24 protein-coding genes are annotated in these 23275 nt (G+C 69.3%); 4 read left to right on the top strand and 20 right to left on the bottom strand.

Annotation, left to right across the window (positions count from 1 at the left end):
- Positions 1-126: 126 nt before the first annotated feature.
- The 13 genes from OG507_RS30415 to OG507_RS30355 form a co-directional block, all read right to left on the bottom strand.
- Positions 127-891 carry a DUF3159 domain-containing protein gene (locus OG507_RS30415; RefSeq protein ID WP_327370317.1) on the bottom strand — a complete coding sequence of 255 codons (765 nt, stop codon included), beginning with the start codon at positions 889-891 and terminating at the stop codon, positions 127-129.
- A 3-nt stretch (positions 892-894) separates the two neighbouring features.
- Positions 895-1311 (bottom strand): OB-fold nucleic acid binding domain-containing protein, encoded by a 417-nt coding sequence (locus tag OG507_RS30410; protein ID WP_327370316.1) that lies wholly within the window; start codon positions 1309-1311, stop codon positions 895-897.
- 165 nt (positions 1312-1476) lie between these two features.
- Positions 1477-2169 carry a response regulator gene (locus tag OG507_RS30405; protein ID WP_327372157.1) on the bottom strand — a complete coding sequence of 231 codons (693 nt, stop codon included), beginning with the start codon at positions 2167-2169 and terminating at the stop codon, positions 1477-1479.
- A gap of 133 nt (positions 2170-2302) precedes the next feature.
- The gene (locus tag OG507_RS30400; protein WP_327370315.1) at positions 2303-4846 is read right to left on the bottom strand and encodes a sensor histidine kinase KdpD; all 2544 of its coding nucleotides are present in this window, start codon (positions 4844-4846) and stop codon (positions 2303-2305) included.
- A 173-nt stretch (positions 4847-5019) separates the two neighbouring features.
- Positions 5020-5769, bottom strand: coding sequence for an ABC transporter ATP-binding protein (locus OG507_RS30395; RefSeq protein ID WP_327370314.1), 750 nt, complete (start codon positions 5767-5769; stop codon positions 5020-5022).
- A 169-nt stretch (positions 5770-5938) separates the two neighbouring features.
- Positions 5939-6607, bottom strand: coding sequence for a potassium-transporting ATPase subunit C (locus OG507_RS30390; RefSeq protein WP_327370313.1), 669 nt, complete (start codon positions 6605-6607; stop codon positions 5939-5941).
- A gap of 15 nt (positions 6608-6622) precedes the next feature.
- Entirely contained in the window at positions 6623-8755 is a 2133-nt protein-coding gene (gene kdpB, locus OG507_RS30385) for a potassium-transporting ATPase subunit KdpB (RefSeq protein WP_327370312.1), read from the bottom strand.
- On the bottom strand, positions 8752-10416 hold the full coding sequence (kdpA, locus tag OG507_RS30380) for a potassium-transporting ATPase subunit KdpA (RefSeq protein WP_327372156.1): 1665 nt from the start codon (positions 10414-10416) through the stop codon (positions 8752-8754). The genes kdpB and kdpA overlap by 4 nt, the downstream gene beginning before the upstream one ends.
- 7 nt (positions 10417-10423) lie before the next feature.
- The gene (kdpF, locus tag OG507_RS30375) at positions 10424-10513 is read right to left on the bottom strand and encodes a K(+)-transporting ATPase subunit F (protein ID WP_037823947.1); all 90 of its coding nucleotides are present in this window, start codon (positions 10511-10513) and stop codon (positions 10424-10426) included.
- On the bottom strand, positions 10510-10632 hold the full coding sequence (locus tag OG507_RS30370; RefSeq protein ID WP_327370311.1) for a hypothetical protein: 123 nt from the start codon (positions 10630-10632) through the stop codon (positions 10510-10512). Before OG507_RS30370 ends, kdpF begins: the two co-directional genes overlap by 4 nt.
- Before the next feature lie 248 nt (positions 10633-10880).
- Entirely contained in the window at positions 10881-11654 is a 774-nt protein-coding gene (locus OG507_RS30365; RefSeq protein WP_327370310.1) for a DUF3710 domain-containing protein, read from the bottom strand.
- A 1-nt stretch (position 11655) separates the two neighbouring features.
- Complete coding sequence (gene dut, locus OG507_RS30360) at positions 11656-12189, bottom strand: dUTP diphosphatase (protein ID WP_327370309.1); 534 nt, start codon at positions 12187-12189, stop codon at positions 11656-11658.
- Positions 12189-12773 (bottom strand): PaaI family thioesterase, encoded by a 585-nt coding sequence (locus tag OG507_RS30355; RefSeq protein ID WP_327370308.1) that lies wholly within the window; start codon positions 12771-12773, stop codon positions 12189-12191. Before OG507_RS30355 ends, dut begins: the two co-directional genes overlap by 1 nt.
- Before the next feature lie 58 nt (positions 12774-12831).
- Here OG507_RS30355 and OG507_RS30350 point away from each other — a divergent pair, with 58 nt between their 5' ends.
- Positions 12832-13287, top strand: a complete 456-nt coding sequence (locus OG507_RS30350; RefSeq protein ID WP_327370307.1) for a DUF3093 domain-containing protein — start codon at positions 12832-12834, stop codon at positions 13285-13287.
- A gap of 66 nt (positions 13288-13353) precedes the next feature.
- Here the strand turns inward: OG507_RS30350 and OG507_RS30345 are convergent, their stop codons facing one another.
- From OG507_RS30345 to OG507_RS30330, 4 genes are all read right to left on the bottom strand, one after another.
- The gene (locus OG507_RS30345; protein WP_327370306.1) at positions 13354-14316 is read right to left on the bottom strand and encodes a hypothetical protein; all 963 of its coding nucleotides are present in this window, start codon (positions 14314-14316) and stop codon (positions 13354-13356) included.
- A gap of 12 nt (positions 14317-14328) precedes the next feature.
- Entirely contained in the window at positions 14329-14625 is a 297-nt protein-coding gene (locus OG507_RS30340) for a DUF4193 domain-containing protein (protein WP_003965732.1), read from the bottom strand.
- Positions 14626-15042: 417 nt separating this feature from the next.
- On the bottom strand, positions 15043-16272 hold the full coding sequence (locus OG507_RS30335; RefSeq protein ID WP_327370305.1) for a sensor histidine kinase: 1230 nt from the start codon (positions 16270-16272) through the stop codon (positions 15043-15045).
- 6 nt (positions 16273-16278) lie between these two features.
- On the bottom strand, positions 16279-16932 hold the full coding sequence (locus OG507_RS30330; RefSeq protein WP_327370304.1) for a response regulator transcription factor: 654 nt from the start codon (positions 16930-16932) through the stop codon (positions 16279-16281).
- Between the two features lie 378 nt (positions 16933-17310).
- Between OG507_RS30330 and OG507_RS30325 the strand changes: the two genes are divergently transcribed.
- A complete protein-coding gene (locus tag OG507_RS30325) occupies positions 17311-17484 on the top strand; it encodes a hypothetical protein (RefSeq protein ID WP_327370303.1) in 174 nt (57 codons plus the stop codon).
- A 93-nt stretch (positions 17485-17577) separates the two neighbouring features.
- Here the strand turns inward: OG507_RS30325 and OG507_RS30320 are convergent, their stop codons facing one another.
- The gene (locus OG507_RS30320) at positions 17578-18396 is read right to left on the bottom strand and encodes an inositol monophosphatase family protein (RefSeq protein WP_327370302.1); all 819 of its coding nucleotides are present in this window, start codon (positions 18394-18396) and stop codon (positions 17578-17580) included.
- Positions 18397-18454: 58 nt separating this feature from the next.
- A complete protein-coding gene (locus OG507_RS30315) occupies positions 18455-19582 on the bottom strand; it encodes a ferrochelatase (RefSeq protein ID WP_327370301.1) in 1128 nt (375 codons plus the stop codon).
- A gap of 153 nt (positions 19583-19735) precedes the next feature.
- On the opposite strand from OG507_RS30315, the gene OG507_RS30310 reads away from it, so the two are divergent.
- Positions 19736-20983: an MFS transporter gene (locus OG507_RS30310; protein ID WP_327370300.1), complete on the top strand. Its 1248-nt coding sequence runs from the start codon at positions 19736-19738 to the stop codon at positions 20981-20983.
- Positions 20940-22262, top strand: a complete 1323-nt coding sequence (locus OG507_RS30305) for a D-arabinono-1,4-lactone oxidase (RefSeq protein WP_327370299.1) — start codon at positions 20940-20942, stop codon at positions 22260-22262. The genes OG507_RS30310 and OG507_RS30305 overlap by 44 nt, the downstream gene beginning before the upstream one ends.
- Before the next feature lie 13 nt (positions 22263-22275).
- Here the strand turns inward: OG507_RS30305 and OG507_RS30300 are convergent, their stop codons facing one another.
- Positions 22276-23139, bottom strand: a complete 864-nt coding sequence (locus OG507_RS30300) for a hypothetical protein (protein WP_327370298.1) — start codon at positions 23137-23139, stop codon at positions 22276-22278.
- Positions 23140-23275 lie beyond the last annotated feature (136 nt).

Genomic DNA, 23275 nt, shown 5'->3' with positions numbered 1-23275 from the left:
TGCCCGACGCGGCGCAGACAGTCGCAGAGGCGCGGACAGTCGCAGGACAGGACAGCCGGAAGGGGCCCGGAACCGTTTCTCACACGGTTCCGGGCCCCTTCCATCTGTGCCATCTGCTCCGGCTGTTCAGTACTCCTGGTGCCGTGTCGCCGCGGCGGCCGCTTCCGCCTTGCGGGCCTTCTCGGCCTGTTCCTCGGCCTCCATCTCGGCGAAGACATCGATGGGCGGCGGCGCCTTGGCGAGGAAGACCCAGGTCAGATAGACCGCGAGGAGGAACGGGGGGATCTTCAGGGCGACCAGGACCCAGCCGAACTGGGTGGTGTCGGCCCACCAGTACAGCGGGAAGAGGATCGCGCACTTGGCGAGCAGGATCAGCCCCCAGGCGTAACTCGCCTTGGCGTAAGCCTTCTTGCGGCCGGGGTTCCTGGTGCGCCAGGAGAGGTTCTCCTTGAACACCGGCCCCAGGATCAGACCGATCAGCGGCACCCCCGCGAGGGTGGTGATCAGGTAGGCGAGCGCCAGGCCGAGCGTGTAGAGCATGCCCGGCAGATAGAAGTCCTTGGCATTGCCCGTCATCATCGCGAAGACCACGCCGAAGGCCACACCGAAGACACCGCTGAAGGCGTGCTTGACGGTGTCCCTGCGGATCAGCCGTACGGCGACGAGAACCAGGGAGACCACCAGCGCCGCGATGGCCGAGCTGTGCAGATTCTTGTTGATCGTGAAGATCGTGACGAAGAGCAGCCCGGGAAGGACTGTCTCCACCATCCCCCGCACACCGCCGAACGCCTCGAAGAGCGCGGCCTCGGTGACCGCCTTCGCGTCGGCCTCCTGCTGGTCGGTGCGGGTGGTGCGGTCCTTGTCGGACGTCGGCTTGTCGAGAGACGTCACCGGCTACTCCTTGCCGAGCGGTCGGAGTTCGTATTTGGGGTTGAACAGCACCCGGCGCCCGTGACTCATGGCGATCCGGCCCGAGGCGATGAGCTTGCGGCCCGGTTCTATGCCCACGATGGAGCGCCGGCCCAGCCAGACCACGTCCAGCGGCGCGGTGCCGTCGAAGAGCTCCGCCTCCAGGGCGGGGACTCCGGCGCGCGGCCGCAGGGTGACGGTCCGCAACGTACCAGTCACCTTGACGATCTGCCGGTCGGTGCATTCGGAGATCCGCGTGCACCCCGAGGCCTGCGAATCCTCCTGCAGTTCCTCGGACTCCAGGTCCTCCTGGGAGCTGGACAGCCGGTCGAGCATCCGCCGGAAGCGCCCGGACGGCTTCGCCGCCCCGCCGGGCTTCTCGAATCGAGGAACAGCACTCATACCCGAAGGGTACCGGTCTCCTGTACTGCGAGCGGGTGTCCCGGGTCTCACTCGAACGGGTTCCTCATCGGGGTGCCAGGGCTATGTGCCGGAGCCCTGCGACGCACGGGTTGCGTGACAGGGCCGAACGGCGGACGGATGAGGCAGCAGGGTCCGGCGCCCCGCTCAGCCGCGCTCGAAGCGGTAGCCCATCCCCGGCTCGGTGACGAAGTGCCGGGGGTGCGAGGGGTCGGCCTCCAGCTTGCGCCTGAGCTGCGCCATGTAGACCCGCAGATAGTTGGTCTCGGTGCCGTACGAGGGCCCCCAGACCTCCTGGAGCAGCTGCTTCTGGCTGACCAGCCGGCCACTGTTGCGGACCAGCACCTCCAGCAGATGCCACTCGGTGGGGGTGAGCCGTACGTCGCGTCCCTCGCGGTGGACCTTCTTCGCCGCCAGGTCGACGGTGAACCCCTCGGTCTCGACGATCACGACGTCGTCGGATCCGCTCTGGCCGACGGGTTCGGCGCGGCGGACGGAGGCGCGCAGCCGGGCCAGCAGCTCGTCCATGCCGAACGGCTTGGTGACGTAGTCGTCGGCACCGGCGTCCAGTGCCTCGACCTTCTCGTCGGAGGTGTGCCGGGCGGAGAGCACCAGGATCGGCACCCGGGTCCAGCCGCGTAGCCCCCTGATCACCTCGACGCCGTCCATGTCGGGCAGTCCGAGGTCGAGGACGACGACATCGGGGTGGCGGGCGGCGGCGAGCTGAAGGGCGGTCGCGCCGTCGGGCGCGGCGTCCACCTCGTACTTGCGCGCCTTCAGGTTGATCACGAGGGCACGTACGATCTGCGGCTCGTCGTCGACCACAAGCACCCGGGTCATGGGGGCCCTGCCTTTCTGCTGTGCGGTGATCTCCTGGGACTGAGTGGAGATCATGAGGTGACCTGCGCGGTCGTGAGGTTCATAGGTTCCGTGAGGTTCACGAGGTTCACGAGGTTCACGAGGTTCATGACATTCATGAGGTGACCCGTGCGGGAAGGTCGGGGCTGACGGGAACGTATCCCGACGACGCCTTGAGGGTCAGCACCATGGTGAGACCGCCGCCGGGAGTGTCCTCGGCGCCCAGCGTGCCGCCCATGGACTCCACGAAGCCGCGGGCGACGGCGAGCCCCAGTCCGACACCCGCGCCGCGCGGGGCGTCGCCGTAGCGCTGGAAGGGCTCGAAGATCCGTTCCTTGGCGTCCTCGGGGACGCCGGGGCCGCGGTCGGCCACCCGTAGCTCGACACGTTCTCCGAGCGCGCTGGCGGCCACGGTGACGCGTTCTTCGTAGGGGCTGTACTTGACGGCGTTCTCGACGATGTTGGCGACGGCCCGCTCCAGCAGCCCGGGGTCGACGGCGACCATCGGCAGGGACTCGGGGATGTCCAGGTCCACGCTGCCCTCCGGGACGCCTCCGAGGGCCATGGGGACCACCTCGTCGAGGTCGATCTCGCGGATCAGCGGGGTGACGGTGCCGGTCTGCAGCCTGGACATGTCCAGGAGGTTGCCCACGAGGTGGTCGAGGCGGTCGGCGCCGTTCTCGATGCCCTCCAGGAGCTCCGCCTCGTCCTCGTCGGACCAGGCGACGTCGTCGGAGCGCAGGGAGCTGACGGCGGCCTTGATGGCGGCGAGCGGGGTACGCAGATCGTGGCTGACGGCGGCGAGGAGCGCCGTCCTGATCCGGTTGCCCTCGGCGAGCCGCCGGGCCTCCTCCGCCTCGTCGACCAGCCGCTGGCGGTCCAGTACGACGGCGGCCTGGGCGGCGAACGCACCGAGCACCCTGCGGTCCTCGGCGGGCAGCACCCGGCCGGAGAGCGCGAGCGCCATGTGGTCGCCGACGGGCATGTCCACATCCGCGTCCTCCGGCCGGGCCACCGGCGCCGGCCCGACGCTCCCCGCGCAGGTCCACGGGTCGACGTCGCTCTGCCGCTCCAGCAGGGCGACGGACTCCATGCCGAAGGTCTCGCGGACCCGTTCCAGGAGCGCGTCCAGGGTCGTCTCGCCGCGCAGCACACTGCCGGCCAGGAAGGAGAGGATCTCCGACTCGGCGCGCAGCCTGGCCGCCTGATGGGTACGGCGGGCCGCCAGATCGACGACGGAGGCGACCGAGACCGCCACCGCGAAGAAGATCACGATGGCTACGAAGTTCTCCGGGTCCTGAACGGTCAGGGTGTGGGTGGGCGGGGTGAACCAGTAGTTCAGCAGCAGCGAGCCGACCGCGGCCGACGCGAGGGCGGGCAGCAGCCCGCCGAGCAGTGCGGCGGCGACGGTCAGGAAGAGGAAGAGCAGGACGTCGTTGGCGAGCCCGGGGCCGTTGTCCAGCCGGGTCAGGAGCAGCGTGAGAAGGGCCGGGCCGCCCACGCCGACCAGCCAGCCCCAGATGATCCGGACCCGGCCCAGCCGGGCGCCGCGGGCGATGGGCAGCCCGCGGCCCTTGGCGACCTCTTCGTGGGTGACGATGTGGACGTCGAGGTCGGGGCCGGACTCGCGTGCGACGGTGGCGCCCACGCCGGGTCCGTAGATGTACTGCCAGGCCTTGCGGCGGCTGGAGCCGAGGACGATCTGCGTGGCGTTCACCCCACGGGCGAATTCGAGGAGCGCCGACGGTATGTCGTCGCCGATGACATGGTGGAACGTGCCGCCGAGGTCCTCCACGAGAGTGCGCTGGACGGCGAGTTCCTTGGGTGATGCGGAGGTCAGTCCGTCGCTGCGGGCGATGTAGACGGCGAGGATCTCGCTGCCGGAGCCCTTGGCCGCCATCCGGGACGCGCGGCGGATGAGCGTACGGCCCTCGGGGCCGCCGGTGAGTCCGACGACTATGCGTTCGCGGGCCTGCCAGGTGGTGCGGATGTTGTGCTCGCCGCGGTACTGCTGAAGGTATTCGTCGACCCGGTCGGCGACCCAGAGGAGGGCCAGTTCGCGCAGGGCGGTCAGGTTGCCGGGGCGGAAGTAGTTGGACAGGGACGCGTCGATGCGGTCCGGCTTGTATATGTTGCCGTGGGCCATCCGGCGGCGCAGTGCCTGGGGCGACATGTCGACGAGTTCGAGCTGGTCGGCCCTGCGGACGACCTCGTCGGGGACGGTCTCGCGCTGCCGAACGCCGGTTATCGCCTCGACGACGTCGCCGAGCGATTCCAGGTGCTGGATGTTGACGGTGGAGACCACGTCTATGCCGGCCTGGAGGAGCTCTTCGACGTCCTGCCAGCGCTTGGCGTTGCGGGAGCCCGGCACATTGGTGTGCGCCAGTTCGTCCACCAGGGCGACGGCAGGGGCGCGCTCCAGGACCGCGTCGACGTCCATCTCGGTGAAAACGGCCGAGCGGTAATCGATCTCACGACGCCGGATCTGCTCCAGGCCGTGCAGCATGACCTCGGTGCGTGGGCGGTCGTGGTGCTCCACGAAGGCGACGACGCAGTCGGCCCCCCGTTCCACACGACGGTGGGCCTCGGAGAGCATCGCGTACGTCTTGCCGACGCCGGGTGCTGCACCCAGGTAGATCCGAAGCTTGCCGCGTGCCATGGCCCCATTGTCTTCTCTGAAACCGGCTGCGTCCGATGCGGCAGCCGGTTCGAAGTTACCCCGAAGATTGTCGACAAATGGGACGAGGGGTGGGACGAGGGACCGAATTGACAGGATTCTGACGCCTCAGCCGGACGGCCGAGCCCGTGCTACTCAAGCCCGTCCTGTCCGTGCTACCCGTGCTCGACGATGTGCCCGTCGCTCAGCTCCAGCACCCGGTCCGCCAGCCCCAGCAGCTGCGCGTCGTGCGTCGCCACCAGCGCGGTGACCCGTTCGCTCCGTACCACCGCGCGCAGCAGCTCCATCACCGCGAGCCCGGTCTCCGCGTCGAGCTGGCCCGTCGGCTCGTCCGCGATCAGCAGCGCGGGCCGGTTGGCGAGCGCGCGGGCGATGGCCACGCGCTGCTGCTGGCCGCCCGAGAGCTCCCCGGGCCGCTGCGCGGCATGGTCGCCGAGGCCTACCAGGGAGAGCAGCAGCGCCACCCGCTCCTCGCGCTCGCGCGGGTCCGCCTTGCGCAGCCGCATGGGTACGCCGACGTTCTCCGCGGCAGTCAGGATCGGGATCAGGCCGAACGACTGGAAGATGAAGCCGATCCGGTCCCTGCGCAGCTCCAGGAGCCCGTCCTCGCCGAGTGCGGCGAGGTCCGTGCCGTCGACGGTGATCCGGCCGCCGTCGGGGCTGTCGAGGCCGCCGACCAGGTTGAGGAGCGTCGTCTTGCCGGAGCCCGAGCGTCCCTTGAGCGCGACGAGCTCGCCGCGCGGCACCTCAAAGGACACCCCGCGCAGGGCGTGCACGGCCGCGGCGCCGGTGCCGTACGAACGGTGCAGGTCCTCGACCCGGACCATGGGCGCGCGGGCCGGGTCCTCGGCGACGGCAGCGCCGCTCTGCCCGCCGGTGCTCGTGCGGCTGATGCTGTCGGTCATGTTTCTCCCCCATGGGTGATCGGTCCCGTCGGCCGCCAGTATGTGCATCCGGCACGTGGCTGGGCAATGGCCGGAGGGCGGCGGCGGAGGACCGGCGCGGCACCGAGGCCCTGGACGCCACTGAGGCCGGCCATTGCGGCCGGCCTCAGTGGCGTCAGGACCCCGGACCTCAGCTCCCGCTCACCAGCTGCTTGAGCGCGATGTTGAGTTCGAGGACGTTGACCGTCGGCTGGCCGATGAAGCCGAGGGTGCGGCCGTCGGTGTGCTCGTCGACCAGCTTCTGCACCTGGGCGACGGACAGGTTGTTCTTCTCGGCGATGCGGTGCACCTGGATGTCGGCGTACTCGGGAGAGATGGCCGGGTCCAGGCCGGAGCCGGAGGAGGTCACCGCGTCGGCGGGGACGTCGGACGGCCTGACCGTGTAGCCGTTCACCGAGTTGTCCTTGATGACGGCCTTCTTCGCCGCGGTCACCCAGTCGATCAGGTCCTTGTTGTCGCCGGAGCGGTTGGTCGCGCCGGACAGGATCAGCTTGTACTGGGTGTTGACGCTGTTGGCGCCGAGCCCGTTGGAGGGGCGCGGCTGGAACCACTTGAGGTCCGGGGCCGCGGTCTCCTCGCCCTTCTTCAGCGGCAGGTCGTAGCGCTGGCCGATGAGGGTGGAGCCGACGACCTTGCCGTTCGCGGTGATCTCGGAGCCGTTGGCCTTGTCGGGGAAGATGCCCTGGGCGACGCCGGTGACGGCGAGCGGGTAGAGCACCCCGCAGACCACGGTCAGGACGAGCAGGGCGCGCAGACCGGCCCAGAGCAGCCGGGCGGTGTTTCCTGCGGAGTTGTTCATGGAGGTCATGGCAGGTCAGCCGATTCCGGGGATGAGGGAGATGATCAGGTCGATGATCTTGATGCCGATGAACGGGGCGATCAGCCCGCCGAGACCGTAGATCCCGAGGTTGCGCCGGAGCATCGAGTCGGCGCTGCTGGGCCGGTAGCGCACGCCCTTCAGGGCGAGCGGGACCAGCGCGATGATGATCAGCGCGTTGAAGATGACCGCGGACAGGATCGCGGACTCGGGTGAGGACAGCTGCATGATGTTCAGCTTGTCCAGGCCCGGGTAGACCACCGCGAACATCGCGGGGATGATCGCGAAGTACTTCGCGACGTCGTTGGCGATCGAGAACGTCGTCAACGCACCGCGCGTGATCAGGAGCTGCTTGCCGATCTCGACGATCTCGATCAGCTTGGTCGGGTTGGAGTCCAGGTCCACCATGTTCCCGGCCTCCTTGGCGGCCGAGGTACCGGTGTTCATCGCCACACCGACATCCGCCTGCGCCAGCGCGGGTGCGTCGTTGGTGCCGTCGCCGGTCATCGCGACGAGCTTGCCGCCCGCCTGCTCACGCTTGATGAGGGCCATCTTGTCCTCGGGCGTCGCCTCGGCCAGGAAGTCGTCGACCCCGGCCTCCTGCGCGATCGCCTTGGCCGTCAACGGGTTGTCACCCGTGATCATGACGGTCTTGATGCCCATGCGGCGCAGCTCGTCGAACCGCTCCCGCATGCCCTCCTTGACGACGTCCTTGAGGTGAATGACACCCAGGACCCGGGCGCCCTTCGCGTCCTCGACGGCGACGAGCAGCGGGGTTCCCCCGGCTTCGGAGATCCGGTTGGCAAGGGTATCGGCGTCCTCGGACACCTCTCCGCCCTGCTCCTGGACCCAGGCGATGACCGAACCGGCAGCACCCTTGCGGATCTTGCGCCCGTCGACGTCCACACCGGACATACGGGTCTGGGCGGTGAAGGAGATCCACTCTGCGCCGGACAGCTCGCCCTGGTGGCGTTCGCGCAGCCCGTACCTCTCCTTGGCCAGCACGACGATGGAGCGGCCCTCGGGCGTCTCGTCGGCCAACGAGGACAGTTGAGCGGCGTCGGCCACCTCGGCCTCGGTGGTGCCGGTGACCGGCACGAACTCGGAGGCCTGGCGGTTGCCGAGGGTGATGGTTCCGGTCTTGTCGAGGAGCAGGGTCGACACATCGCCTGCGGCCTCGACGGCACGCCCCGACATGGCGAGGACGTTGCGCTGGACGAGGCGGTCCATGCCCGCGATGCCGATCGCGGAGAGCAGCGCACCGATCGTCGTCGGAATCAGACAGACCAGCAGTGCGGTCAGCACGATCATCGACTGCCGCTGGCCCGCGTAGATCGCGAACGGCTGCAGAGTGACCACGGCGAGGAGGAAGACGATGGTGAGGGACGCGAGAAGGATGTTCAGCGCGATCTCGTTGGGCGTCTTCTGCCGGGCCGCGCCCTCGACCAGGGCGATCATCCGGTCGATGAAGGTCTCACCCGGCTTCGTCGTGATCTTGATGACGACCCGGTCGGAGAGCACCTTCGTACCTCCGGTGACCGCACTGCGGTCACCGCCCGACTCCCGGATGACCGGCGCCGACTCACCCGTGATGGCCGACTCGTCGACGGAGGCGACACCCTCGACGACGTCACCGTCTCCGGGGATGATGTCGCCCGCCTCACAGACGACCAGGTCACCGATGCGCAGCTCGGTGCCGGGCACCTGTTCCTCGGTCCTGCCGTCCTTGGACAGCCGGCGCGCGACCGTGTGGGTCTTGGCCTTGCGCAGTGTGTCGGCCTGCGCCTTGCCGCGGCCTTCGGCGACCGCCTCCGCCAGGTTCGCGAAGATCGTGGTCAGCCACAGCCAGAGCGCGATCGCCCAGCCGAACCAGTCGCCCGGGTTCAGACACGCCAGTACGGTCGTGAAGACCGAACCGATCAGCACCACGAACATCACGGGCGACTTGACCATCATCCGCGGATCGAGCTTGCGGACTGCGTCGGGGAAGGACTTGATCAGCTGCTTGGGGTCGAACAGGCCCCCGCCGACACGTCCTTCGCTCTGGTGACCCGTGGGCGCGTCCTGGTGCGGTGCCCGGGTGGGGGTGACAGTGGACATCGAGTCCTCTTGCTTCGTACGAGTGGTCATGACGCCAGCCCTTCGGCCAGCGGCCCCAGCGCCAGGGCCGGGAAGTAGGTCAGACCGGTGATGATCAGGATCGTGCCGACCAGCAGCCCGCTGAACAGCGGCTTGTGCGTGCCCAGGGTCCCCGCGGTCGCCGGGACGGGCTTCTGCCCGGCCAGCGAGCCGGCCAGCGCCAGGACGAACACGATCGGCAGGAACCGGCCCAGCAGCATCGCAAGACCGATCGTCGTGTTGAACCACTGCGTGTCCGCGTTCAGCCCCGCGAACGCCGAACCGTTGTTGTTCGCACCCGACGTATACGCATACAGAATCTCGGAGAAACCATGCGCACCGGAGTTGGTCATCGAGTTGGCCGGGGTGGGCAGGGCCATCGCCGCAGCGGTGAAGCACAGCACCAGCGCCGGGGTGACCAGGATGTAACAGGCCGCGAGCTTGATCTCCCGCGTGCCGATCTTCTTCCCCAGATACTCCGGCGTACGCCCGACCATCAGACCCGCCAGGAACACCGCGATCACCGCCATGATCAGCATGCCGTACAGACCCGAACCGACACCACCGGGCGCGATCTCGCCCAGCTGCATGCCCAGCATCGTGATCCCGCCGCCAAGACCCGTGAACGAGGAATGGAACGAGTTCACCGCACCGGTCGACGTCAGCGTCGTCGCCACCGCGAAGATCGACGAACCACCGACCCCGAACCGCGTCTCCTTCCCCTCCATCGCCCCGCCCGCGATATCGAACGCCGGACCGTGATGCGCGAACTCCGTCCACATCATCAACGCCGTGAAACCCAGCCAGATGACACCCATCGCCGCCAGGATCGCGTAACCCTGCTTCAGCGAACCGACCATCCGGCCGAAAGTCCGCGTCAACGCGAACGGAATGACCAGAATCAGGAAAATCTCCAGAAGATTGGAGAGCCCCCCGGGATTCTCGAACGGATGAGCCGAGTTGGCGTTGAAGTAACCGCCACCGTTCGTGCCCAGCTCCTTGATCGCCTCCTGCGAGGCGACCGCCCCGCCGTTCCACTCCTGCGAACCACCCAAGAACTGCCCGACACCATGAATACCGGAGAAGTTCTGGATCGCACCGCACGCGACCAGGACCACCGCCGCGACCACCGAGACCGGCAACAGGATCCGCACGGTGCCACGCACCAGATCGGACCAGAAATTGCCCAGCTCACCCGTACGGGAACGGGCGAAACCACGCACCAGCGCCACCGCGACCGCGATACCGACCGACGCCGAGACGAAGTTCTGCACCGCCAGACCACCGGTCTGCACGACATGGCCCATCGCCTGCTCGCCGTAATACGACTGCCAGTTCGTGTTGGCCACGAACGACGCCGCCGTGTTGAACGCCTGATCCGGATCGATCGACGCAAAACCCAGCGACCCGGGCAGACCGCCCTGCAGACGCTGCAGCAGATAAAGGAAAAGGACACTCACCGCGGAGAACGCGAGCACCCCACGCAGATACGCGGGCCAGCGCATCTCCGTATTCGGATCGGCACCGATGGCCTTGTATATCCACTTCTCGACCCGCAGATGCTTCTTCGAGGAGTAGACGGCGGCCATGTAGTCACCAAGCGGACGGTATGCCAGACCCAACGCCACAACGAGCGCGAGCAACTGGAGCACACCAGCGAGGACAGGGCTCATATCGGGCTCAGAACCTCTCCGGATACAGAAGGGCGAGGACGAGATAGCCCAGCAGGGCAACGGCCACGATCAGACCGACAACGTTCTCGGCAGTCACAGCTTCGCCACCCCCTTGGCAACGACAGCCACCAACGCGAACACCGCGATCGTGATGACGACGAAGGCCACATCGGCCATCGTGAGCTCCTGAATGAGGTACGGATTCTCGGACCTCATGAGCAAACCCCGCACCACAGCAGTCCTGGCCTGCGTTGATGACTTCCTTACGGGGATGGGCGAGCCCTTGACGGCGCACATACGTGCCCCATACGCGCCCCATACGCGCTCCCGCCGTACGCCCGGGGCCTGCCCGTCGCACGCCCATGACCTGCTCCGGGACGCGGAAAGGCCGGTGGGCCGTACCCCGTTTCCGGGTGGTACGGCCCACCGGCCTTCAGCTGTGCCGGGCGGCTGCCCGTATCCGCTCAGCGCACCTCGGTGATCTCGGGTCCGCGCTGGAGCTGGCCCATGCCACCGGAGAACTTCGAGCCCTCCTGGTTCTCCTGCTGGACGCCCTCGGGCACCATCTGGGCGTCGTTGGGGAGCTTGAGGACGAGCGGGTCACGCGGGGCCATCGGGCCCTCGCCGCGGACGACCACGGTGTCCCGGAAGATCGTCTCCAGCAGCCCGGCGGCCTCCGGCTGCACGGCACCCTGGCCGGAGATCACTCCGCGCAGGAACCAGCGCGGTCCGTCGACGCCGACGAAGCGCACCAGCTGCACGCCGTTCGTCCCGTCCGGGAGCTGTACGGGGACCTGGGCACGCAGCTCCCAGCCCAGCGGGCCCTCGACCTCGTCGATGATCCCACCCTGCTGGGTGATGCCGGCGGCGATCTCCTCGCGGACCTCCCCCCAGATGCCCTCCTTCTTGGGGGCGGCGAAGGCCTGCAGCTGGATGGCGCTGTCGCGCAGCACGACGGTCGCGGCGACGATCGCGTCACCGGCCACCTCGACGCGCAGTTCCATGCCCTCGACGCCGGGCACGAAGACGCCACCCAGGTCGACCCGGCCCTCGCCGGGCTTGGAGACCTCGGAGATGTCCCACGGTCCGTCCGGCCGCGGCGCCGGCGGGAGATTCACCCGACGCGAGCCGCTGCCGGCCCCATCGGCGTCATCGAGCTCGTCGACGACCTGCTCGGCCTCGCGCGCTTCGTCCGCCACGTCCTCGGCGGAACCACTCTTCTTGCGACGTCCGAACACGTCACTGTCCTTCCCGGTCGGGTACGACCGAAGCGTAGCTGTTCCCGCCCTGGGTGATCCCGCCCCTGACGTCATCAACATCACCGGAGGCATGACCTCCGGTGGATCCGAATCCTCCCTCGCCGCGGGCCGAGCCGGGCAGCTCCGCCACCTCGTGGAAGCGCACCTTCTCGACCTGCTGGACGACCAGTTGGGCAATCCGGTCGAACCGCTCGAACCGCACGGGCTCTCGCGGGTCGAGATTGATGACGATCACCTTGATCTCTCCACGGTACCCGGCATCAACCGTCCCCGGGGCATTCACCAGGGCGACTCCGCAGCGCGCGGCGAGGCCGGACCGCGGGTGCACGAACGCGGCGTATCCGTCGGGCAGCGCGATCGACACCCCGGTGGGCAGCACGGCGCGCTCGCCCGGGGCCAGCTCCACGGCCTCGGTGGTCATCAGATCGGCTCCGGCGTCGCCCGGGTGCCCGTAGGCCGGAATCGGCACGTCCGGGTCGACACGGCGGATCAGTACGTCCACGGGGTGGCGCATCAGGGGTTCACCTCGAAGGCACGGACGCGCTTGGTCTGGTCCGGGTCGGCCATCGCCGCCTCGATCTCGGCCGGGCGGCCGTTCTCGATGAAGTGGTCGACCTTGACCTCGATGAAGAGGGCCTCGGCGCGGACCGCCACGGGCCCGTCCGAGCCGCCGATCCGGCCGGTGGCCCGGGAGTAGATCTTCCGGCCGTGCACCGCGGTGACCTCGGCGTCGAGGTGGAGCACGGTGTCCACGGCCACCGGACGCACGAAGTCGGTCTCCAGCCGCCCGGTCACCGCGATCACCCGCAGCAGCCAGTTCAGCGAGCCGAGCGTCTCGTCCAGCGCGGTGGCCAGAATGCCGCCGTGGGCCAGGCCCGGGGCGCCCTGGTGGGCGGTCTTCACGGTGAACTCGGCGGTGACCCTGGCACCCTCGCCTGCCCGCGCCTGGAGGTGCAGCCCGTGCGGCTGTCCTTCGCCGCACCCGAAACAGTGTTCGTAGTGCGCGCCCAGGAGTTCGCCGGGGGCCGGGGCTTCGGGGTGCCGGATCGGTTTCACCGCGTCGGCCGGGGGCTTCAGAGCCGCAGATGTTCCACTCACAGGCGCAGACCTTACCCGCGCGGCCACCCGCAGGTCGCGCCGTGCCAAGCTTGGCTTCATGCAGCCTTCCACCCCGCCTTTCGACGAACGACTGACCGCCCCCCGTTCGTGGTGGCTGATCGCCTTCCTGATCGGCATCGCCTGCGCCCTGATGCTGCTGCCGCTCGGCACGCTGCCCCTGCTGGCCGGTCTGGCCGGCGGCACGGCCCTGTCGGCGGTGGCGGTGAGTTCGTACGGCTCGGCCAGGATCCGGGTGGTCGCGGGCGCCCTGGTGGCGGGCGACGCGCGGATTCCGGTGACGGCGCTCGGCGAGGCCGAGGTGCTGGACGCCGAGGAGGCGCGCGCCTGGCGCTCGTACAAGGCGGACACCCGTGCGTTCATGCTGCTGCGCAGCTACATTCCGACGGCGGTCCGGGTCGAGGTCACCGACCCGCAGGACCCGACGCCGTATGTCTATCTGTCGACCCGCGAGCCGCAGGCCCTGGTAGCGGCGCTCAGCGCGGTGCGGGCCTAGCTCCGGGTCTCTTCGGCGAGGCGCGGTGCCGGGGCACGCGAGCCCGGCAGGATCCAAACGAAAGGCCTAGCTCTCCAGTTCGCCCGGGAGACCCTTGCGCAGGCGCCTGGGCCGTTCCAGCGGAGGCAGCTGGGGCAGCTGGTCCCAGGGGATCTGGCGCTTGCGCAGATCCTTTCTGACCCGCTCGGCGAGCTTTCGGGTGTCGCGCCGGTTCATCGTCGCGCCGACGGCGGCGCCGACCATGAACGGAATGAGATTCGGCAGATTGCGCGCCATGCGCTTCATGATCTGCTGGCGCAGCTCACGTTTCATCTGGCCGCCCAGCGCCGCATTGACCGTCGTGGGGTGGCTGACGTCGATACCGCGCTCCTCCGTCCAGGACGTGAGGTAGGCGGTGGAGCGCTGGGTGAGCCCGCCCGGCGGGCGCAGCCCGTAGACCTCGTGCAGCTCGGCGACGAGCTTCATCTCGATCGTGGCCACACCGGTGATCTCCGCCGCCAGCTCGGCGAGCATGGCGGGCGGTACGGGCATCATGGCCGCCGCGCCGATACCGGCGCCGACGGTGGCGGTGGCCTTGCTCGCGCCTGCGATGAGCTTGTCGGCGAGTTCCTCGGGCCCGAGGCCGGGGAACTGCTTGCGCAGGGTCGCGAGATCGCGCACAGGGATGCGGGGAGCGTTCTCGATGATCAGGTCGGCGATATGACCGATCGCAGCCTTGGCACTCTCCCCGCCCTTGCGTACTCCCCGTTTCACTGAACTCAGACGGCCTGCCCCGGTCACGGGCTCCGTCCTGTCGACCTGTCCGGCCCCATAGGCCGTGTCGACTCCTTCGGCTCCTCCGACTGCCGTGACTGCTCCGAGCGAGGCCGCCCGGCCCCGCTCGTCGTCCCGCTCACCCGGGGAGGGTGGCAGGGCGGACCGCTCGGCAGGCGCTGCTACGCCTTCTGCCGGGCCTGTGCCGCCCTGATTCGCCTCCGACGAACTCTTGCGCCGCAAGCGTCGCTTCCGGAACGGTGTGTCGCCTGCCACGGTCGGCCCGACCTAGTCGCAGTCGCGGCAGATCGGCTGGCCGTTCTTCTCGCGCGCCAACTGGCTCCTGTGGTGCACGAGGAAGCAGCTCATGCACGTGAACTCGTCGGCTTGCTTGGGCAGGACCCTTACGGCCAGCTCTTCATTGGACAGGTCTGCGCCGGGCAGCTCCAGTCCTTCGGCCGCGTCGAACTCGTCGACGTCGACGGCGGACGCCGTCTTGTCGCTCCGGCGAGCCTTGAGCTCTTCAAGGCTGTCCTGGTCCACGTCGTCATCGGTCTTGCGTGGGGTGTCGTAATCCGTTGCCATGTCGCTCTCCCCCTCTGGGTGTCTGCGGTGTCTCAGCGCACGTAACGCGTGAGAGGCCGGACTTGTGCCCGACCTGAGGCGGAGATTTTGCCTCACATCAAGGTCTGTTACTCAATCGACACCCAAAAGGGCCGCTCGGGAGTGGCCGGCTTGGGTGGCGATGGGGACCGTACACGGTCCCGATACTGCGCTTCACGGGCGCCACCCCGTGTACTTCCCGTGATATCGGACCCCGAAAACCCCGACTTTGACGGGTTTTCCGGCGATGGCCCTGATCACGGAGCGTGGACATAAAGAAATTCGCTCCTGTGATCGATCACACACGGTCGCTCCGGGTGCAGGTCCCGAAAATTCCGCTCAAAGCGAACAAAATAATTCGTGCCCGGATCGCTCCGCCCGGACCTTCGGACCGGCTCCTCAGACCGGCAGTGAGACGCGCATCACAAGACCACCGCCCTCGCGGGGTTCCGCGACGATACGGCCGCCGTGAGCGCGCGCCACAGAGCGTGCGATCGACAGGCCGAGCCCCACCCCCTTGTCGCTGCCCGTTCGCTCCGTACGCAGCCGCCTGAAGGGCTCGAAGAGGTTGTCGATCTCGTACGCGGGCACCACGGGCCCCGTGTTCGAGACCAGGAGCACGGCCTGGCCGGGCTGCAGCCCGGTGGTGACCTCCACCCAGCCCTGCTCCGGGACGTTGTAGCGCACGGCGTTCTGTACGAGGTTCAGCGCGATCCGCTCCAGCAGGACACCATTGCCCTGGACGACGGCCGGGGCACGTTCGCCGCGGATCTCCACGCCCCGCTCCTCGGCCTCGGCGCGCGTCTGGTCGATCGCGCGCGAGGCCACCTCGGCGAGGTCGACCGGTTTGCGCTCGACGATCTGGTTGTCGCTGCGGGCGAGCAGCAGCAGGCCCTCGACCAGCTGCTCACTGCGCTCGTTGGTGGCCAGCAGGGTCTTGCCGAGCTGTTTCAGCTCCGGTGGTGCCTGCGGGTCGGAGAGATGGACCTCCAGCAGCGTGCGGTTGATCGCGAGCGGGGTGCGCAGCTCGTGCGACGCGTTCCCGACGAACCGCTGCTGGGCGGTGAAGGCCCGTTCCAGGCGGTCGAGCATCTCGTCGAAGGTGTCGGCGAGCTCCTTCAGCTCGTCGTCCGGGCCGTCCAGCTCGATCCGGCGGGACAGGTCGGTTCCGGCCACCCGGCGTGCGGTGCGGGTGATCCGGCCCAGCGGGGAGAGCACCCGGCCCGCCATGGCGTAGCCGAAGGCGAAGGCGATGACGCTGAGGCCGACGAGTGCCAGCAGCGACCGGTTCAGCAGCGTGTCCAGGGCCCGCTGGCGCTGATGGTTGACGCAGGTGTTCATGGCCGAGTTGAAGGCGTCCGGCGTGGACTTCTCGTTGAAATTGCACACGTCACTGGTGACCTGGCCGCTCACGACCTTGAACGGCAGCTCACTGCCCACGTGCAGGGCCTGGGCGGCCAGCATGTAGATGATCGAGAGCAGCAGAATGCCCGCGATCAGGAACATGCCGCCGTACAGCAGCGTGAGCCGTATCCGGATGGTCGGGCGCAGCCAGTAGGGCGGCTCCTGCTGTTTGGGCTCCCAGGTGGGCTTCGGGGGCGCTGTCGGCGGCGCCGGGACGGTGGGCATCGGCGGTCAGATCCGGTAGCCGGAGCCGGGCACGGTGACGATCACCGGCGGCTCGCCGAGTTTGCGGCGCAGCGTCATGACGGTGACCCGGACGACATTGGTGAACGGGTCGGTGTTCTCGTCCCAGGCCTTCTCCAGCAGCTGCTCGGCCGAGACGACCGCGCCCTCGCTGCGCATCAGGACCTCCAGCACGGCGAACTCCTTCGGCGCGAGCTGGATCTCGGCATCGCCCCGGAAGACCTCGCGGCGGTTGGGGTCGAGCTTGATCCCGGCGCGCTCCAGGACGGGCGGCAGGGCCACGGTCGTACGCCGCCCCAGCGCCCGGACCCGTGCGGTGAGCTCGGTGAAGGCGAAGGGCTTGGGCAGGTAGTCGTCCGCGCCCAGCTCCAGGCCCTCGACCCGGTCGCTGACGTCCCCGGACGCGGTGAGCATGAGGACCCGGGTGGGCATCCCCAGCTCGACGATCCGCCGGCAGACGTCGTCGCCGTGCACCAGAGGCAGGTCCCGGTCCAGCACCACGACGTCGTAGTCGTTGACCTCGATGCGCTCCACGGCCGCAGCACCGTCGTACACGACATCGACGGCCATGGCCTCGCGGCGCAATCCGGTGGCCACCGCATCGGCGAGCAGCTGCTCGTCCTCCACGACGAGTACGCGCACGGCGCTGTCCTTCCTTAGAAACTTCAGTACGTCGGAAAACTCCAGAACGTCCCGATGGGCCCACGGCCGGTGACCCGGGCCGCTCATCAGTACTGGTCTGTGCGGCTCCATCCTGCCCGCAACGCGTATAAACCGGCGGTAAGACGACGCTGGCCGGCCGGGCCCTCCGGGGAATTCACCGGATTTCCGGGCCAGTTGAGGTTTCTCTGAGCTTTGGGGTGGGGAGGACGCATTCACACCCGCGATCACGCCTTGAATGTGGCGTGCCACAGGCCACTCCGTCCCCGGAGAGCGCGTGATCACCCGCCCTACCGTCTCCGTGCGGAGGGAAACCCGGGCACACCCCCGTGCCACCGACCCACGATGAGGGGGCGCATTATGGACGCTTTCACCGCAGGTCTGCTGCAACGAATCAAGACCACCGAGTCCGACCTCACGAAAGCTCTGGAGACGGGCGACGACTTCCTCGCGGATGTCGAGCAGGGCGAGCTGGACGACCTGCACCGCCTCGCAGCCGAGCACGGCGTCGAAATCGGCGCCACCAGCGTCTGAGCCGCGCGAGAGGGGCCCCCGATGCCGTCACCGGCGCCAGGGGCCCTTCTCGTATGCCGGAAGCACCCGGTCTCTGCCTGCTACCGGGCCCGCTCAGTCGTGCCAGGCGCCGAGCTCGTCCAGGATGCCCTGCAGCGGCTCGAAGACGCCGGGAGACGCGGCGACCGTCAGGTCACCGTCTGCGGGCAGCCCGGGACGGCCTCCGGTGCACGCCCCCGCCTCACGGGCGATGAGATCACCGGCCGCCAGGTCCCACGGGTGCAGGCCGCGCTCGTAGTAGCCGTCGAGACGGCCGGAGGCCACATCGCACAGGTCCACTGCGGCGGAGCCGCCGCGCCGGATGTCGCGCAGCCCCGGGATCAGCTTCTGGGCCACGTCCGCCTGGTGCGTACGGACGTGGGCGACGTAGTTGAAACCGGTCGAGACGAGCGCCTGGTCGAGCGGCGGCGCGGGCCGGCAGCGCAGCGCGGCGCCCTCGCCGTACGCCCCGCCCTTCGCATATGCACCGCCTCCGAGCACCGCCCGGTACGTCTCGCCGCGCATCGGGGCCTCCACCACGCCCACGACCCGCTCGCCGTCCCGTTCGGCGGCGATGGACACGGCCCAGGTCGGCAGCCCGTACAGGTAGTTCACGGTGCCGTCGAGCGGGTCGATGACCCATCGGATGCCGCTGCTGCCCTCCGCGCTGGCCCCTTCCTCACCCAGGAAGCCGTCCTGGGGACGGCGCTCGGTGAGGAAACCGGTGATCAGCTTCTCGGCGGCGATGTCCATCTCGGTGACGACGTCGATCGGGCTGGACTTGGTCGCGGCCACCCCTAGGTCGGCCGGGCGGCCGTCGCGCAGCAGCGCACCGGCGCGGCGGGCGGCCTCCAGAGCGAGGTCGAGCAGTTCGGACAGGTTCGGGTCGGTCACGGCGCTCCAGAGGTCGCAGAACGTAGGACAGGGGCTCTTACGCGTACGGGCTGTCGGTCTACGCGTACGGGCTGTCGGCGCCCGCCGCGGCGGGCTTGAGGGCCCGGGCCGGGCAGCAGCCGACCGGGCAGAGGTCATGGCTCGGGCCGAGCGCGCCCAGCGCGCACCGCTGCGCACCACGCCCCTGCTCGGTGGCCGCGCGCTCCAGCACCAGTTCGCGCACGGCCGCGGCGAACCGCGGGTCGGCGCCCACGGTCGCGGACCTGCGCACCGGAAGCCCGAGTTCGGCGGCCTTCGCGGTGGCCTCCGTGTCGAGGTCGTACAGCACCTCCATGTGGTCCGAGACGAAACCGATGGGGACCATCACCACGGCCGGGACTCCCTCCCCGTGCAGCGCCTCCAGGTGGTCGCAGATGTCGGGTTCCAGCCACGGGATGTGCGGGGCGCCGCTGCGCGACTGGTAGACGAGCTGCCAGGGGTGCTCGACGCCGGTCTCCTCGCGCACCGCGTCGACGATCAGCCGGGCGACGTCGAGGTGCTCGGCGACATAGGCGCCGCCGTCGCCGTGCGCCTCCGCGGGGCCGGAGGTGTCGGCGGCGAAGGTGGGGATGGAGTGCGTGGTGAAGGCGAGGTGCGCCCCGGCCCGTACGTCCTCGGGGAGGTCGGCCAGGGAGGCGAGGACGCCGTCGACCATGGGCCGTACGAACCCGGGGTGGTTGAAGTAGTGCCTGAGCTTGTCGACACGGGGCACCGGCAGTCCTTCGGCCTCCAGGGCGGCCAGCGACTCGGCGAGGTTCTCGCGGTACTGCCGGCAGCCGGAGTACGAGGCGTAGGCGCTGGTGGCGAGGACGGCGATGCGACGGCGTCCGTCCATGACCATCTCGCGCAGGGTGTCGGTGAGGTACGGCGCCCAGTTGCGGTTGCCCCAGTACACCGGAAGATCGAGACCGTGCTCCGCGAAATCCTTGCGCAGGGCGTCCAGCAGGGCCCTGTTATGGGCGTTGATCGGGCTGACGCCGCCGAACAGGAAGTAGTGCTTGCCGACTTCCTTCAGCCGCTCCTCGGGGATGCCGCGGCCACGGGTCACGTTCGCCAGGAACGGGACGACGTCGCCCGGGCCTTCGGGGCCGCCGAAGGAGAGCAGCAGCAGGGCGTCATAGGGAGCGGGATCGCGCAGATCGGACATGGCATCGATCCTGCCACTCGCCTCGGACGGTGCTCCCACCGACATCGTCTCCCCGGCCCACCCCGGTGTCGGGCCGGCCATCGCGACCGTAAGCTGTGTCAGCCAACTTCACGCATTACAGGCGCGTGTGATCACGCTGTTCCGGAGCCCTCCTTGCCCAGTCCCTACCGCGCGATCTTCGCCGCCCCCGGCACCAAGGGGTTCTCGGCGGCCGGATTCATCGGCCGGATGCCGCTGTCCATGATGGGCATCGGCGTGGTGACCATGGTTTCCCAGCTCACCGGCCGTTACGGGCTCGCCGGGGCGCTCACCGCGACGCTGGCGATGTCGGCGGCGGCGATCGGGCCGCAGATATCCCGGCTCGTCGACCGGCACGGACAGCGGCGCGTCCTGCGCCCCGCCACGCTCGTCGCGCTGGCGGCGGTGACCGGGCTCCTGATCTGCGCCCAGCAGCGGCTGCCGGACTGGACGCTCTTCGTCTTCGCGGCGGGCGCGGGCTGCGTGCCCAGCGTGGGGGCGATGACCCGGGCCCGCTGGGCGGAGATCTACCACGGTTCGCCGCAGCGGCTGCACACCGCGTACTCGTGGGAGTCGATCGTCGACGAGGTGTGCTTCATCTTCGGGCCGATCGTCTCGATCGGCCTGTCCACCGCCTGGTTCCCCGAGGCCGGACCGCTGCTGGCCGCCGGGTTCCTGCTGGTCGGTGTCTTCTGGCTGACCGCGCAGCGCGCCACCGAGCCGGTGCCGCATCCGCGCGAGAAGCACACCGGCGGCACCGCGCTGCGCTCCGGTGGCCTCCAGGTCCTCGTCGTCACGTTCGTGGCGACCGGTGCGATCTTCGGGGCGGTCGACGTGGTGACGGTGGCCTTCGCCGAGGAGCAGGGGCACAAGGCGGCGGCGAGCCTCGTACTGGCCGTGTACGCGCTGGGGTCCTGCCTGGCCGGGGCGGTCTTCGGCCTGCTGCGCCTCAAGCGGAAGCCGTCCACCCGGTGGGTGATGGGCGTGTGTGCGATGGCCGTGAGTATGATCCCCCTCCAACTGGCCGGGAACCTCACGTTTCTGGCCGTGGCGCTCTTTGTCGCGGGCCTCGCCATCGCACCGACGATGGTCACCACGATGGCCCTCATCGAACAGCACGTACCGCGCACCGAACTGACCGAGGGCATGACCTGGACCGGCACCGGTCTCGCCGTCGGTGTGGCGCTCGGCTCCTCGGCCGCCGGCTGGGTGGTCGACGCGTCGGGCGCCGAGGCGGGGTACGCGGTGCCCGCCGTGGCGGGAGCGCTCGCGGCCGCGGTGGCGTTCCTGGGGTATCGCCGGCTCAGCGGGCCGGCGCCTACGGAGGGGCGCGGGGAAGATGACCGAAACCGACGCACGGACGACGACGAGCGCGTGGCGTAACTGGGCGGGGAACGTCAGCGCCCGTCCGGTACGGTCCGTCTCCCCCGCCTCCGTGGCGGAGCTCGCCGAGGTGCTGCGCCGGGCGTCCGAGGACGGTCTGCGGGTGAAGCCGGTCGGCACCGGACACTCCTTCACCGCGACGGCGGCCACCGACGGCGTACTGATCCGCCCCGATCTGCTCACCGGCATACGGGAGATCGACCGCACGGCGATGACGGTGACCGTCGAGGCCGGCACCCCGCTGAAGCGGCTGAACACCGCCCTGGCGCGGGAGGGCCTGTCGCTCACCAACATGGGCGACATCATGGAGCAGACGGTCGCGGGCGCCACCTCGACCGGCACCCATGGCACCGGCCGCGACTCGGCGTCCATATCCGCGCAGATCCGCGCCCTCGAACTGGTCACGGCCGACGGCACGGTGCTGACCTGTTCGGAGAAGGAGAACGCCGATGTCTTCGCCGTCGCCCGGATCGGGCTCGGCGCCCTGGGTGTCGTCACGGCGATCACCTTCGCCGTGGAGCCGGTCTTCCTGCTGACGGCCCGCGAGGAGCCGATGAGCTTCGACGAGGTCACGAACGGCTTCGGCGAACTGGTCGCCGAGAACGAGCACTTCGAGTTCTACTGGTTCCCGCACACCGGCAACTGCAACACCAAGCGCAACAACCGCAGCGCGGGCCCCGCCGCCCCGCCCGGAAGGGTCAGTGGCTGGGTCGAGGACGAGCTCCTCTCCAACGGGATCTTCCAGGTGGCCTGTTCGCTCGGCCGGGCGGTCCCCGCCGCCATTCCGTCGATCGCCAAGGTCTCCAGCCGCGCCCTGTCGGCCCGTACGTACACCGACATCCCCTACAAGGTCTTCACCAGCCCGCGCCGGGTCCGCTTCGTGGAGATGGAGTACGCCCTTCCGCGCGAGGCCGCCGTGGAAGCGCTGCGTGAGGTGAAGGCGATGGTCGAGCGGTCGCCGCTGCGGGTCAGCTTCCCGGTCGAGGTCCGTACCGCCCCCGCGGACGACATCGCGCTCTCCACGGCCTCGGGCCGGGAGAGCGCGTACATCGCCGTCCATCTGTACAAGGGCACGCCCTACCAGGCGTACTTCACCGCGGTCGAGCGGATCATGACCGCCCACGCGGGCCGCCCGCACTGGGGCAAGGTCAACACTCGCGACGCCGAGTACCTCGCCGGGGTGTATCCGCGGTTCGGCGAGTTCACCGCCGTACGTCACCGGCTGGACCCGGACCGCCTCTTCGGCAACGACTATCTGCGCCGGGTGCTGGGCGACTGATCGTCGTGGCCGGTCACTGGTCGGTGTCCGCGGTGGCGGGGTCGCCCTGCGCCGGGGCGTCGCCGGTGTCCATGGGATTCGGGTCGGTGGTGCTGCCGTCGCCGGGCACCGCCGGGGAGGGCGTGACCGCCGGGGACGGGTCCGTCCGGCCAGGGGTGCTGCCGGACGGCGTAGGGCTCGGCGTCGCACCGGACGGGGAACCGTCGCCCTGACCGGAGTCCGGGTTCGGGCTCTGTCCGCCCTGCGGGTCCGTACTCGGCGTCGCTCCGCCCTCCTGACCCGGCGTCTGTCCCTGAGTGCCGGTCTCCGGAGCCGGGTCGTTCGATCCGGAGCCCCGCTCCCCGCCGCGTACGACGGAGCCGACGGTCGTTCCCCCGCCGCCGCTCAGGTCGTTGCCCGAGACCAGCTCGAAGGTGGTGATCCCGCCCATCGTCACGGCGAAGACCACGGCCGCCCCGAGTGCCGGCCGCTTCCAGCCGCGGACGCGGGTGCCGTGCGTGGTGGCTTCGGAGAACTCCGCGCCCTGATCCGGGCGCGCCGCGGTGAGCAGCCGGGTCTCGTCGAGCGGCGTCAGCAGCCGCGTATCACCCGTCTCATGCGTATCCGACGCGCTCGCCTCGTGGCCCGGGTTCTTCGCCTGGACCGTGACCTCGCAGATCTGCTCCCCGGTGCGGCGGAAGAAGTGCTGGAAGACCGAGCCGCCGCACGTGGCGACGACGCTCATCACTCCGGCGCCGAGGATCGTTCCGTACACACCCAGTTGGGAGGCCGCCACCGCCGCCGCGACCGCTGCCACGGCGCTGCCCGCCACCTGCGGCAGGCTCAGATCTATACGCCTTTCCTTGGGTTCCGTGTCATTTTCCGGCTTCTGTACCATTTCCAGCCCTTGATTGACATCTCACCCACCATGCAACAGGAAGGGACATTTGAGCGAAGTGAATGGTTCCGATTCAGGATGTTCTGTGAAGCAGGACACTCCTGAAGGTCATTCAGCACCGGACTGGGTAGCTCAA

It is taken from the genome of Streptomyces sp. NBC_01217 (assembly GCF_035994185.1).
Lineage (GTDB): Bacteria > Actinomycetota > Actinomycetes > Streptomycetales > Streptomycetaceae > Streptomyces.
The sequence above is the reverse complement of the archived record's forward strand: the minus strand, read 5'-3'. Positions and strand labels throughout refer to the sequence as shown.

What these genes read in the sequence shown, in the direction of transcription:
- OG507_RS30335 (WP_327370305.1), bottom strand. Translation starts at nt 16,272, where the DNA reads ATGCCCACCGTCCCGGCGCCGCCGACAGCGCCCCCGAAGCCCACCTGG.
- OG507_RS30350 (WP_327370307.1), top strand. Translation starts at nt 12,832, where the DNA reads ATGCAGCCTTCCACCCCGCCTTTCGACGAACGACTGACCGCCCCCCGT.
- OG507_RS30340 (WP_003965732.1), bottom strand. Translation starts at nt 14,625, where the DNA reads ATGGCAACGGATTACGACACCCCACGCAAGACCGATGACGACGTGGAC.
- OG507_RS30305 (WP_327370299.1), top strand. Translation starts at nt 20,940, where the DNA reads ATGACCGAAACCGACGCACGGACGACGACGAGCGCGTGGCGTAACTGG.
- OG507_RS30395 (WP_327370314.1), bottom strand. Translation starts at nt 5,769, where the DNA reads ATGACCGACAGCATCAGCCGCACGAGCACCGGCGGGCAGAGCGGCGCT.
- OG507_RS30370 (WP_327370311.1), bottom strand. Translation starts at nt 10,632, where the DNA reads ATGAGGTCCGAGAATCCGTACCTCATTCAGGAGCTCACGATGGCCGAT.
- OG507_RS30405 (WP_327372157.1), bottom strand. Translation starts at nt 2,169, where the DNA reads ATGACCCGGGTGCTTGTGGTCGACGACGAGCCGCAGATCGTACGTGCC.
- OG507_RS30400 (WP_327370315.1), bottom strand. Translation starts at nt 4,846, where the DNA reads ATGGCACGCGGCAAGCTTCGGATCTACCTGGGTGCAGCACCCGGCGTC.
- kdpB (WP_327370312.1), bottom strand. Translation starts at nt 8,755, where the DNA reads ATGACCACTCGTACGAAGCAAGAGGACTCGATGTCCACTGTCACCCCC.
- OG507_RS30300 (WP_327370298.1), bottom strand. Translation starts at nt 23,139, where the DNA reads ATGGTACAGAAGCCGGAAAATGACACGGAACCCAAGGAAAGGCGTATA.
- OG507_RS30390 (WP_327370313.1), bottom strand. Translation starts at nt 6,607, where the DNA reads ATGAACAACTCCGCAGGAAACACCGCCCGGCTGCTCTGGGCCGGTCTG.
- OG507_RS30315 (WP_327370301.1), bottom strand. Translation starts at nt 19,582, where the DNA reads ATGTCCGATCTGCGCGATCCCGCTCCCTATGACGCCCTGCTGCTGCTC.
- OG507_RS30410 (WP_327370316.1), bottom strand. Translation starts at nt 1,311, where the DNA reads ATGAGTGCTGTTCCTCGATTCGAGAAGCCCGGCGGGGCGGCGAAGCCG.
- OG507_RS30325 (WP_327370303.1), top strand. Translation starts at nt 17,311, where the DNA reads ATGGACGCTTTCACCGCAGGTCTGCTGCAACGAATCAAGACCACCGAG.
- dut (WP_327370309.1), bottom strand. Translation starts at nt 12,189, where the DNA reads ATGCGCCACCCCGTGGACGTACTGATCCGCCGTGTCGACCCGGACGTG.
- kdpA (WP_327372156.1), bottom strand. Translation starts at nt 10,416, where the DNA reads ATGAGCCCTGTCCTCGCTGGTGTGCTCCAGTTGCTCGCGCTCGTTGTG.